Origin of the sequence: Gordonia malaquae NBRC 108250 (assembly GCF_000344135.1) — a bacterium.
Classification (GTDB): Bacteria; Actinomycetota; Actinomycetes; order Mycobacteriales; family Mycobacteriaceae; genus Gordonia; species Gordonia malaquae.
In genome coordinates this window covers 41729-52892 of the sequence record NZ_BAOP01000033.1, presented here as the reverse complement: position 1 = coordinate 52892, position 11164 = coordinate 41729, and the positions used below count along the sequence as shown (strand labels likewise).

Below are 11164 nucleotides of genomic sequence, written 5' to 3'. Positions count from 1 at the left end.
GAACTGGTCGTACTTCTGTTCCCAATCGATGTAGGCCTGCATCCAGGTGATGGCCTGATCGGGATTGCGGATGTTCATCAATGCCCTGGTCAGGGCGAGGATCTCGCGGCCGGCATCCAGGCGTGGCCGGTAGGTGTGGTGGCGGCGGACGGTCTGGAAGATGTGGAAGTAGCAGCGTTGAATCCGGGTGGTGGGCCAGTGCTCGGTGATTGCTGCGTGCAGGCCGCGGCCGCCGTCGATGACGGCGACGTGCGGGGCGGGGTGGCGTTGCAGGATCTGCTGCCAGGCGACCTTCTTCTCCTGATCGCACCATTGCCAGTCCAGAACGTGACGGCCGTCGAAGGCGATCAGCAGGCACCAGGATTGGAAGTAGGTGCCATCGAGCATCACCACCTGAGCCGGCGTCGTGGGCGGGGCCGGCGGTGGGACCTGGATGTTCCAGCACCACGACCGAGCGCGGCGGAAGGTGCGTGCGCTGACCCCTGCAGGGTGTCGGCCGTGCAGGAGCCAGGTGTGAAAGGCCTCCACCTCGGCTTTGCGGGTGATATCCGGGCGGCTTTGGGTGTTGGAGGCACCGCAGTTCTTGCAGCGCCAGCGGGTGCGGCCAGCGCTGGTGGTTCCGTTCTTGACGAGCTTGCGACCACATACACCGCACCGTGGCGAATTCCGAGGACCTGACACCGAACATGCTCTCAAAGCATGTTCACTCCGCGATCACTCCAGGTCAGAGGGTAGAAATCGGCGATTCTGTACACACATTTTGGCCTTTAACCCTTTTTGTGATTCAGCGCTGTGATTCGAGGAGGAGCGCAGCGACGGAGTCCCGTCGGGGCTACAAAACTAGTAAGGCCTCCGATCGCATAAGCGGTCGGAGGCCTTTCTCGTTATGTGTGTAGATCGTTACCCGGAGCGGGTAACGATCTACACGCGTGTGATGTCAGGTGTAGAACTCGGCGGTGGATCCGGTGAGCGGCATGTCGGGGAGCCCGAGCTTGCCATGGTCCCATGAGCGGATTCGGGTCGGGATGAGGCGGACTGCCACGCGCTTGTTCATCATGGCGTCGACGGCGGGCTTGAGGTCGTCGGTGTAGGGCCCGTTGTAGCGCTCCCAGATGCTGATCCCGACGGCGAGGCAGGTGTCCGGATCGTCGTGGATCTCCGTCGTGCCTTCGATGCTGACGCCGCGCAGCGCGTTGTAGGTGAGTCCGTCCTCGATCAGGATGGTGGCGCGCGGGTCGCGTCGAAGGTTGACGACCTTCTGCGACTTCGCCTTGGTCTCGATCCAGATCTCGCCGTCGATCACGGCGTACCACATGGCAATGAGGTGGATTCCGTCCTTGCCCTGGGTGGCCCAGGTGCCGGTGCGGTGCTGATTGATGAATTCAGTGATCTCGTCGTCGGACATCACGATCTGCGAGCGTTGCTTCGTTCCCATGATCGAACGTTAGCGAAGTCACTGCAGGCGTGCACCGATGGCGTCGGCCGCACGGATGAGTTCGGCGGCGAAACGTTCACCCGGTCGACGTCCCAGTCGACCGATGGGGCCGGAGATGGAGACGGCTGCGACGACGGAGCCGGAGGCGTCGCGCACGGGCGCCGAGGCGCTGGCGACGCCGTCGATCCGCTCGGCGGCGCTCTGTGCCCACCCGCGGCGTCGGATGTCGGCGAGTGAGCGTTCGGTGTACACCGAATCGGGGATCAGTGCGTCGCGGATGTCCGGGGCGGCCCATGCGGCGAGTACTTTCGCCGCAGACCCTGCGGCCATGGTGAACCGGGTGCCGACGGGCACCGTGTCCCGAAGCCCGGTCGGCGGCTCGGACGCCGCGATGCAGACCCGCTCGGAACCCTCCCTGCGGTACAACTGGACCGACTCGCCGGTGGACTCCTGCAGCCGAGGCAGGACGAGCAACGCCGCCTCGCGGACGTCGTCACGGGCCGTCGCGGCGAGGCGAGCCAGCGCTGGTCCCGGCGTCCAACGGCCCGTGTCGTCTCGGGTCAGCAGCTCGTGGACCTCGAGTCCGACGGCGAGGCGGTGCGCGGTGGCGCGAGGCAGTCCGGTGGCTTCGCAGAGTTCGTTGAGGTTGCGTGGCGCGGCTGCGACGGTCGTCAGGACCGCAACAGATTTGTCCAGCACGCCGATTCCGCTATCCTTTCCCATAGGACGATACTAGCTGTCCAAATACTGAGATCAAATGCTGACGGCAGCCCCCGGAGGCGTTTGGAGAGGCAAGTGGCGCATGAATGACACGACCGCCAAGCCGCGGACCCTGGCCGAGAAGGTGTGGGACGACCACGTCGTCGTTCCGGGCGAGGTCGACGCGAGTGGCAACACGAATCCGGATCTGATCTACATCGATCTGCACCTGGTGCACGAGGTCACGAGTCCGCAGGCCTTCGACGGCCTGCGTGTGGCAGGGCGCAAGCTCCGTCGCCCCGACCTCACCATCGCGACCGAGGACCACAACGTCCCCACCGTCGACATCTTCAGCCCGATCGCCGACCAGGTGTCCGCGCTGCAGGTCGAGACACTGCGCCGCAACTGCGAGGAGTTCGGCGTCCGCCTGCACCCGATGGGCGACGCGGAGCAGGGCATCGTGCACGTCGTCGGCCCGCAGCTGGGACTCACCCAGCCCGGCATGACCGTGGTGTGCGGCGACAGCCACACCTCGACCCATGGAGCGTTCGGCGCGCTCGCGATGGGCATCGGCACCTCCGAGGTGGAGCACGTCATGGCCACCCAGACCCTGTCGCTGCGCCCGTTCAAGACGATGGCCATCACGGTCGACGGCGAACTGCCCGACGGCGTCACCAGCAAGGACCTGATCCTGGCCGTCATCGCCGAGATCGGCACCGGCGGCGGACAGGGCCACGTCCTGGAATACCGCGGCCCGGCCGTCGAGAAGTTGTCGATGGAAGCGCGCATGACCATGTGCAACATGTCCATCGAGGCCGGCGCCCGCGCCGGCATGATCGCCCCCGACGACATCACCTTCGAGTACCTCAAGGGCCGCCCGCACGCCCCGCAGGGAGACGACTGGGACGCCGCAGTCGAGTACTGGCGCAGCCTGCGCACCGACGACGACGCCGTGTTCGATCGCGAGGTCCACATCAACGCCTCCGAGCTCACCCCGTTCGTCACCTGGGGGACCAATCCCGGGCAGGGTCTGCCGCTTGGCGCCAGCATCCCGGACCCCGCCGACATCGTCGACGAGACCGAGTCGCTGGCCGCGTCGCGCGCCATCGAGTACATGGGCCTGACGCCCGGCACCCCGCTGCGCGAGGTCAAGGTCGACACCGTCTTCGTCGGTTCGTGCACCAACGGCCGCATCGAGGACCTGCGGGCCGTGGCCGAGGTCCTGAACGGCCGGACGATCGCCGACGGCATGCGAATGCTGGTGGTCCCCGGGTCGATGAAGGTGCGAGCTCAGGCCGATGAAGAAGGCCTCGGCGAGATCTTCACGGCGGCGGGCGCCGAATGGCGCATGGCGGGCTGTTCGATGTGTCTCGGAATGAACCCCGACCAGATCTCGGCGGGCGAGCGGTGCGCGTCGACGTCGAACCGCAACTTCGAGGGCCGTCAGGGCAAGGGCGGTCGGACGCACCTCGTGTCGCCGGCCGTCGCCGCCGCAACCGCCGTGCGCGGATACCTGGCCGCACCGGCCGATCTGGTCTGAGCAGGAGGAACTGACATGGAACCGTTCATCACCCACACCGGCGTCGGCGTCCCGCTGCAGCGCAGCAACGTCGACACCGACCAGATCATCCCGGCCGTCTACCTCAAGCGGGTCACCCGCACCGGCTTCGAGGACGGCCTGTTCGCCGGCTGGCGAGCCGACCCGGACTTCATCCTGAACAACGAACCGTGGTCGAACGGGTCGGTGCTCGTCGCCGGTCCGGACTTCGGCACCGGATCGTCCCGTGAGCACGCCGTCTGGGCACTCATGGACTTCGGCTTCCGCGTTGTCATCTCGTCCCGCTTCGCGGACATCTTCCGTGGCAACTCCGGCAAGGCCGGACTCGTCGCCGCGCAGGTGGAACAGGCCGACGTCGAACTGCTGTGGAAGAGACTCGACGCCGAACCCGGGCTGGAGATCACCGTCAGCCTCGAGGACATGACCGCCACCGCGGGCGACCTCGTGGTTCCGATCCAGGTGGACGACTACACCCGCTGGCGCCTGATGGAGGGCCTCGACGACATCGGCCTGACTCTGCGTCAGACCGACGCGATCGACTCGTACGAAGCGGAGCGACCGTCGTTCAAACCGGTCACCCTGTAGTAGCCGAACTCCCGCTGAACACCCGTCTCGACGTCCGTCAACGCGTCGCGGCGGGTGTTCTGCTGTGAACAGAGCAAACGAAATTTCCTTAAAGTCGCTGTGAGGCAACAGATGACCTCCTACGGTGTGACGTAGCTAATACCAACGGGCTGACACGACCGGTCGGCGTGATCCGCGGAGGTTTGGATGAACAAAGCAGAGCTCGTCGAGGAACTCACCAAGCGCCTCGACGCCGATCGAAAGACTGCGACAGCCGCTGTCGAGCAGCTGATCGACACCATCGTGCGTGCAGTCCACAAGGGGGAGAGCGTCACGATCACCGGCTTCGGCGTCTTCGAGAAGCGCGCCCGAGCGGCGCGAGTAGCACGTAATCCGCGAACCGGGGAGACGGTCAGAGTCGAGGCGACGCAGGTCCCGTCGTTCCGGCCGGGTGCCCAGTTCAAGGCGATCGTCGCAGGCGAGCAGCCCATCACAGACGACCAGCCCGCAGTGAAACGCGCCGCCCCCGAAGCCGAGCCGAAGTCTCCCGCCAAGAAGACCGCTGCGAAGAAGACCGCGGCCAAGAAGACTCCCGCGAAGAAGACCGCTGCGAAGAAGACCGCGGCCAAGAAGACTCCCGCGAAGAAGGCTGCCGCGAAGAAGAGCTGAACTGACTGCAGCGCCCGAGCTCAGGCGATGGGGCTCGGGATGTGGTCGATGGACACGAGAGCGTCGCCACGCAACGTCAGAACCCACACACTGCCCTTGCGGTTGCGCGACGCCGGGACCTCGACCCCGTCGAGTTCGGCCCACCGCTCCAGGACGGGTGGGATCACACCGCCCTGACTGCACACCGCGTGCACCGCGCCGCCGTGCGACGCGATCTTGCGAAGTCGGCCGAATGAGGCGTCCGGGTCGGCGAGGTATGCCTCCTCCGACAACAACGGCTCGCTCACGATGTCGGTGCGCAACGCGTCGGCCAACGGTTCGAACGTCTGGATGCAGCGCAGTCGGTCGGCGGCGTGCAGGCGATGCGCGCCGAACAATCCCAACAGGTCGACCAGAGCCGCCGCCTGGCGGCGTCCCTCCGGTTCAAGTGGACGCTGCCGGTCGTCACCGTGGAAGCGGGACCGCCTGCCGGCCTTGGCGTGTCGGACCACGACGAACGTCCGGAGGTCGACGACGTCCTGTGACCCGAACTCGTGGAGCACCCGACGATCCGCCGAGTAGCTGACGAGGGCGGTCGCCTGCTCCACCCCGACCCACCGCAGTTCGTCGCACTCGTGATTCGGCACGAACTCGCCTCCGGTCGCCGCGACCGCCCAGTAACCGACCTTCTTCTGCGCACCGGAGTGCAGTCGGTACTCCACGGTGCACAGTTGTCGACCCATGCGGATCTCGTAGCCGGTCTCCTCGACGATCTCGCGAGCCGCGGTCGTCACCAGGAGCTCACCCGACTCGGCTTTGCCTTTCGGCAGAGACCAATCGTCGTACCGGGGACGATGCACGATCGCCACCTCGACACCGACCTCGGCGTGCCGCCAGAGAACACCTCCGGCGGCCCAGACGACTCTCCGCGGAGAACTCATCCCGCTGAGTTCTGCTCCATGTGGTGACGCGTGCGCTGGGCCATTCGACGCTGATGGTCGCGGACCTCTTCGCCTGCCGCGGGAAGTGCCTCCCATGCACCTTCGGCGCGGAGCTCCCAACAGCGTGTGCGCGGGTCCATCGCCGAGTCGAAGATGTCCTGCAGATCGGCCACCAGACGCTGATCACGCACCTGCACCATCACCTCGACACGCCGGTCGAGGTTCCGGTGCATCATGTCGGCGCTGCCGATCCAGTACTCGTCCTGTGCACCGAAGTGCAGGATTCGCGAATGCTCCAGGAACTGGCCGAGCACCGAGCGGACGACGATGTTGTCGCTGATCCCCGGCACCCCCGGCTTGAGAGCACAGATGCCGCGAACCATGACGTCGACCGGCACACCCGCCTGCGATGCGCGGTACAGCGCATCGATGACCTTCTCGTCGACGAGCGCGTTCGCCTTGAGCTGCACCCGTGCGCGAGTGTCACCCGCCTGCAGCGCGGCGATCTCGCCGTGGATCCGCTCGACGATGCCTTTGCGGATGCCGGCAGGCGCCACCAGCAGATTGCGGTAGTCCTGCTTGCGCGAGTACCCGGTCAACGTGTTGAACAGGTCCGTGAGGTCCGCTCCGACCTCGGGCGCGGCGGTGAACAGGCCTACGTCTTCGTAGAGGCGCGCAGTCTTGGGGTTGTAGTTGCCGGTGCCGATGTGGCAGTAGCGACGCAGAGTCGAGCCTTCACGGCGGACCACTAGGCAGGTCTTGCAGTGCGTCTTCAGGCCGACCAGGCCGTAGACCACGTGGACGCCCGCCTGCTCCAGCTTGCGGGCCCACTTGATGTTGGCCTGCTCGTCGAAACGCGCCTTGAGCTCAACGAGCGCCACGACCTGCTTGCCCGCGGCGGCGGCGTCGATCAGGGCGTTCACGATCGGGGAGTCGCCCGACGTCCGGTACAGCGTCTGCTTGATGGCCAGGACCTGGGGGTCCGCGGCGGCCTGCTCGATGAACCGCTGAACGCTCGTCGAGAACGAGTCGTACGGGTGGTGCACCAGCACGTCGCCGTCACGCAGCGTGGAGAAGATGCTCTTGGGAGTCTCCCGCTCACCGAACGCAGGATGCGTCTTCGGGACGAACGGACGCTCTTTGAGGTTCGGGCGGTCGATGCCGTAGATCTGCCAGAGGCACGTCAGGTCGAGCAGGCCGGGCAGCGTCATGACGTCGGCCGGATCCACATCGAGTTCACGGAGCAGCATCTCGAGCATGTGCTCGCTCATGTCCTCGCCCACCTCGAGGCGGACGGGCGACCCGAACCGTCGGCGCGCGAGTTCACGCTCCAGGGCTTGGAGGAGATCCTCGTCGCGGTCCTCGTCGACCTCGAAGTCCGCGTTGCGAGTGACGCGGAAGACGTGGTGGTCGACGATCTGCATGCCGGGGAACAGCTCCGACAGGTTCGCGGCGATCAGCTTCTCGAGCGGAAGGAACAGCGCGGGTGCGGGAACGGATTCGTCGGCGGCGCGGTCGGCGTCGGCGGTCAACGGATCGACGCGGATGAAGCGACTCACGTTGTCCGGCACCTTGACACGAGCGAAGTGCTCGCCGCCCTCGGAACCCTCCCGGACGCTGACCGCCAAGTTGAGGCTCAGGCCCGAGATGTACGGGAACGGGTGCGCGGGGTCGACGGCGAGGGGCGTCAGGACCGGGAACAGCTCGTTGTGGAAGTGCTCACGGAGCCTCTTGTGCTGCGCTTCGCTGAGATCGGCCCACTCGACGATGCGGATGTTCTCCGCCGTCAGGGCGGGGATCACCGAGTTCAGGAACACACCCGCGTGGCGAGCGGCGATCTTCTGCGCGCGCGCAGCGATCATCTGCAGCTGCTCGCGCGGCGACCGGCCGTCCGCGGACCGGACCGACAGGCCGGTCTCGTCGCGGCGCTTGAGTCCCGCGACACGGACCATGAAGAACTCGTCGAGGTTCGAGGCGAAGATCGCGAGGAACTTGGCCCGCTCCAGAAGCGGCATCGACACGTCTTCGGCCAGCGCCAGGACGCGTGAATTGAAGTCGAGCCAGCTCAGTTCGCGGTTCAGGTAGCGGTTCTCCGGAAGATCCGCGTCCAGGTCGGGGATCACCGTTTCAGCGGGCAGGGCGGCGGGAAGGTCGTCGGCGAGTGACTTCTCGTCGATGTCGTCGGCAGGGCTCACCGGTTCATTGTGCAGCATGTGTTCGCAGGTTGTCCTGCTGACGGGCATCAGCCCAGGAGCAGCTGCGACGTGGTGCCGCCGAGACCGAGGACTCGTGCGGCGGCGAGGTCGTCCGGGGTGTCGATGTCGGTCCGCAGATCCGGCCAGCGTGAGTGGTCCGGATCGAGCTCCACCGCCGCCGCGGCCCGGTGAGCGGCCGCCGAGCCGACGCCGAACAGTGGTCGGAACGACGGTCCGGCGACCAGCAGGGCGGTTCCCGTTCCCGCCCGGTCGGAGACGAACGCGGCAGGCGCGTCGACCAGCTCGTCCGCCGCCTCGTCGAGAGCTTCCTGCAGCGACCTCGCCCGCATCGCGGGGAGATCGGCCTGCAGATACGCGATCGGCCCGTCGAAGGCGGCGGCGCCGTGTGCGAGCGCCGCGTTCAACGCAGTCCAGCCTGCGGGCCTGCTGGTCGGTTCGTCGACGGTGACCGCACCGAAGTCGGAGGCGATCGTGTGCACGCGGACGTCTGGGCTCACGACGACGATCCGCCGCGGCCCTGCGGCGACGACAGCCGTCAACGTGTCGGTGAGCATTGCGACGACGAGGGCCGGGCGGTCGTCGTGCGCTGGGGGGAGCGGACGGAGGCGGCTCTTCGCGTCGTCGAGAGCTTTGACCGCGAGTACAACAGTGGTCTCGGGTGCTGCGGACGGCCGGACTCCCATGTCGACCATGGTGCTCCATTCGTCTGTTGGCACCACCGGGTGCCCCCGCCGACGCGGTTTCGCCGAAGCCGGTAGCTGCATGGCACTAGTCTGGACGCACTTGCGTCGAGGATCGGATGAGGAGTTCGTGTGCGTGCTGTGGTGATGGGTTCCGGATCGTGGGGAACAGCGGTGGCGAAGGTCCTTGCGGACGCGGGGAACGACGTGGTCATGTGGGCGCGCCGACCTGAACTCGCCGAGCAGATCACCACCGGGCATGAGAACGGCGACTATCTGCCGGGAATCACCCTGCCGGACAATCTGACCGCGGTCAGCTCTCCCGCCGAGGCACTGGCCGGTCGCGAGCTCGTCGTTTGCGCTGTTCCGTCGCAGTCACTGCGCGACAATCTCGCCCAGTGGCTCGATCACATCTCGCCCGACGCGATTCTGCTGTCGTTGGCCAAGGGCGTCGAGGTCAGCTCGGGGAAGCGCATGAGCGAGGTGATCGCGGAGGTCAGCGGCTTCCCGGCCCGTCAGATCGCGGTGCTGTCGGGTCCGAATCTGGCGAAAGAGGTCGCGCTGGAACAGCCGGCGGCGACGGTGATCGCTTGTGTCGACGAGGCGCAGGCGAAGCGCGTGCAGGCGGCATTCGGCACCGGCTACTTCCGCCCCTACACGAACACCGACGTCGTCGGCTGCGAGATCGGCGGAGCGGCGAAGAACGTCATCGCCCTCGCCTGCGGCATCGCGGCGGGCATGGGGTACGGCCAGAACACGATCGCGACGATCATCACCCGCGGCCTCGCCGAGACCATCCGACTCGGCGCGGCCCTCGGAGCGGACATCACCACGCTCGCCGGACTGGCCGGCATCGGCGACCTCGTGGCGACCTGCTCGTCGCCGCTGTCCCGCAACCGCACCTTCGGGGCGCGTCTCGGTGAGGGCGCGACGCTCGACGAGGCGCAGGCGGCCACCAACGGCCAGGTGGCGGAGGGCGTCAAGTCATGCCGATCGGTCCGTGCACTCGGGCAGCAGCACGGCGTCGACATGCCGCTCACCGAAGCCGTGTACGCCGTCTGCAACGAGGGCATGACAGTCCAGGAGATGGCCGTCGCGCTCCTCGGTCGCAGCCCCAAGCCCGAGGTGTACGGCAGTCACGCCTGACCGCTCGACGGCAACCGTCTACCGGTCGATGATTCCGGCAGCCCCGGCGGCACGCAGCCAGTCGGGGAACTCGCCGAGCAGGCGGTCGTAGAGGTCGGCGTCGCTGATGCGATCGAGGTCGTCGATCTGGAAGAACCCTGCGTTGTCCACGACACGGCCGGCGAGGGTGTCGAGTTCGGTCAGTACACCGAAGTTGTTCTTTCCGAGTCCGATGAACTGCCAGAACACCGGCCGGGTGGCCGCGCCGCCGATGAGGTTCCGGATCTGCGGGACCTTCGAATAGAAGCCGCCGTCGGTGAAGAAGAGGACCAACACGGGCTGGCGGTCGGGGAGATCGTCGAGGATCGCCTGCATGATCGGCAGTTCCTCGTTGACTGCGCCGATCCGCTTGTAGTCGATCGGCGTGGTGATCGGTGCGCCGTGGGTGCCGCTGAGGTGGACAAAAGTGTCGATCCACAGATCGGCCGTCGCCACGGTCACGTTCGGCAGCTTCACATACGACTTCGCGTACAGGTAGGCCTCGAGGTCGCCGTCGCTGTCGAGCTGAGTCGCCACCGGAACCATGCGCTCGACCGCACGGTGAACCGTGCCTCGCCGATAGAGCGACGACATCGAGCCCGTCTTGTCGATCACCATGATCACGCGGGCGGTCGCCCCAGCCGCGCCCTTGGTGAGCAGCACCTTGTGTACGGCCTCCTTGCGGAGGTTCAGTTTCTGCCGCTTCTCAAGCGACAGTTTCTCCTCGCCCTTGACCATGCGAATCGTCGGTGCGGGCGCTGTCGCAGGCTCCTCATCGACGGTCACTCCGAGTTCCCGGACGAGAGCTGCGAAACCGGAGGTCCACCCTGCGGATTCGCTGCGGACCTTCCACGCGCCGTCGCGCCGATAGACCTCGACGAGGATCGCGGCCTGCTCGGTGGTCAGTCCTTCGGCGGGCGCGGTCACGACGGCGCCGTCATCGCTCCTGATCGTGGTGCTCAAGCCGGTGGACGACAACGCGGTGTCCGCGGCGACGGCGATCGCGATGCGGGAGACGTCTGCGGGAACCGACGGCAGGTGGACAGACAGCCGCGTGGGCCCGTCGAGTGTGACGGCGCCCTCGGGTGAGCGAGGCTGATTGAAGAACACGAAGTCGGCGTCGGACCGGACCCTGCGATTCGTGTCGAGCTGGAAGGCGAGGATGTCTGCGGACGCGCCGCTGACCTCGATCGTCAAGCGGGTCGCGCCGGACGGGAGGGAGGCGTTCTGTCCGCGCGTGAGCGACTGGGTCATACCGG

At 66.8% G+C, this 11164-nt stretch carries 11 protein-coding genes; 4 read left to right on the top strand and 7 right to left on the bottom strand.

Features of this window, described 5'->3' with window-relative positions:
• The 3 genes from GM1_RS22045 to GM1_RS17765 all read right to left on the bottom strand — a co-directional run.
• A partial coding sequence (locus GM1_RS22045; RefSeq protein WP_008381140.1) for a transposase-like zinc-binding domain-containing protein occupies window positions 1-681 on the bottom strand: 681 nt, incomplete at its 3' end.
• 256 nt (window positions 682-937) lie between these two features.
• Entirely contained in the window at window positions 938-1435 is a 498-nt protein-coding gene (locus GM1_RS17770; protein ID WP_008381138.1) for a PPOX class F420-dependent oxidoreductase, read from the bottom strand.
• An 18-nt stretch (window positions 1436-1453) separates the two neighbouring features.
• On the bottom strand, window positions 1454-2158 hold the full coding sequence (locus GM1_RS17765) for an IclR family transcriptional regulator (protein ID WP_008381136.1): 705 nt from the start codon (window positions 2156-2158) through the stop codon (window positions 1454-1456).
• Window positions 2159-2237: 79 nt separating this feature from the next.
• Here GM1_RS17765 and leuC point away from each other — a divergent pair, with 79 nt between their 5' ends.
• The 3 genes from leuC to GM1_RS17750 all read left to right on the top strand — a co-directional run bounded on the left by leuC (window position 2238) and on the right by GM1_RS17750 (window position 4925).
• The gene (leuC, locus tag GM1_RS17760) at window positions 2238-3674 is read left to right on the top strand and encodes a 3-isopropylmalate dehydratase large subunit (RefSeq protein ID WP_008381135.1); all 1437 of its coding nucleotides are present in this window, start codon (window positions 2238-2240) and stop codon (window positions 3672-3674) included.
• A 15-nt stretch (window positions 3675-3689) separates the two neighbouring features.
• Window positions 3690-4277, top strand: a complete 588-nt coding sequence (gene leuD / locus GM1_RS17755) for a 3-isopropylmalate dehydratase small subunit (RefSeq protein ID WP_008381133.1) — start codon at window positions 3690-3692, stop codon at window positions 4275-4277.
• 186 nt (window positions 4278-4463) lie between these two features.
• A complete protein-coding gene (locus GM1_RS17750; protein WP_008381131.1) occupies window positions 4464-4925 on the top strand; it encodes an HU family DNA-binding protein in 462 nt (153 codons plus the stop codon).
• A gap of 20 nt (window positions 4926-4945) precedes the next feature.
• Here the strand turns inward: GM1_RS17750 and GM1_RS17745 are convergent, their stop codons facing one another.
• The 3 genes from GM1_RS17745 to cofC are packed head-to-tail and all read right to left on the bottom strand — an operon-like array spanning window position 4946 to window position 8753.
• Window positions 4946-5845: an NUDIX hydrolase gene (locus tag GM1_RS17745; RefSeq protein WP_008381129.1), complete on the bottom strand. Its 900-nt coding sequence runs from the start codon at window positions 5843-5845 to the stop codon at window positions 4946-4948.
• Window positions 5842-8058 (bottom strand): RNA degradosome polyphosphate kinase, encoded by a 2217-nt coding sequence (locus GM1_RS17740; RefSeq protein ID WP_008381127.1) that lies wholly within the window; start codon window positions 8056-8058, stop codon window positions 5842-5844. The genes GM1_RS17745 and GM1_RS17740 overlap by 4 nt, the downstream gene beginning before the upstream one ends.
• A gap of 29 nt (window positions 8059-8087) precedes the next feature.
• Entirely contained in the window at window positions 8088-8753 is a 666-nt protein-coding gene (gene cofC, locus GM1_RS17735) for a 2-phospho-L-lactate guanylyltransferase (protein ID WP_008381125.1), read from the bottom strand.
• A gap of 120 nt (window positions 8754-8873) precedes the next feature.
• Between cofC and GM1_RS17730 the strand changes: the two genes are divergently transcribed.
• Window positions 8874-9887 carry an NAD(P)H-dependent glycerol-3-phosphate dehydrogenase gene (locus GM1_RS17730; RefSeq protein WP_008381123.1) on the top strand — a complete coding sequence of 338 codons (1014 nt, stop codon included), beginning with the start codon at window positions 8874-8876 and terminating at the stop codon, window positions 9885-9887.
• A gap of 18 nt (window positions 9888-9905) precedes the next feature.
• On the opposite strand, the gene GM1_RS17725 is transcribed toward GM1_RS17730, so the two are convergent.
• A complete protein-coding gene (locus GM1_RS17725; RefSeq protein ID WP_008381121.1) occupies window positions 9906-11159 on the bottom strand; it encodes a vWA domain-containing protein in 1254 nt (417 codons plus the stop codon).
• Window positions 11160-11164: the final 5 nt, after the last annotated feature.

Bases quoted from the DNA above. Each gene is read 5' to 3' on its own strand.
- GM1_RS17770 (WP_008381138.1), bottom strand. From the start codon at position 1,435: ATGGGAACGAAGCAACGCTCGCAGATCGTGATGTCCGACGACGAGATC.
- GM1_RS17765 (WP_008381136.1), bottom strand. From the start codon at position 2,158: ATGGGAAAGGATAGCGGAATCGGCGTGCTGGACAAATCTGTTGCGGTC.
- leuC (WP_008381135.1), top strand. From the start codon at position 2,238: ATGAATGACACGACCGCCAAGCCGCGGACCCTGGCCGAGAAGGTGTGG.
- leuD (WP_008381133.1), top strand. From the start codon at position 3,690: ATGGAACCGTTCATCACCCACACCGGCGTCGGCGTCCCGCTGCAGCGC.
- GM1_RS17750 (WP_008381131.1), top strand. From the start codon at position 4,464: ATGAACAAAGCAGAGCTCGTCGAGGAACTCACCAAGCGCCTCGACGCC.
- GM1_RS17745 (WP_008381129.1), bottom strand. From the start codon at position 5,845: ATGAGTTCTCCGCGGAGAGTCGTCTGGGCCGCCGGAGGTGTTCTCTGG.
- GM1_RS17740 (WP_008381127.1), bottom strand. From the start codon at position 8,058: ATGCTGCACAATGAACCGGTGAGCCCTGCCGACGACATCGACGAGAAG.
- cofC (WP_008381125.1), bottom strand. From the start codon at position 8,753: ATGGTCGACATGGGAGTCCGGCCGTCCGCAGCACCCGAGACCACTGTT.
- GM1_RS17725 (WP_008381121.1), bottom strand. From the start codon at position 11,159: ATGACCCAGTCGCTCACGCGCGGACAGAACGCCTCCCTCCCGTCCGGC.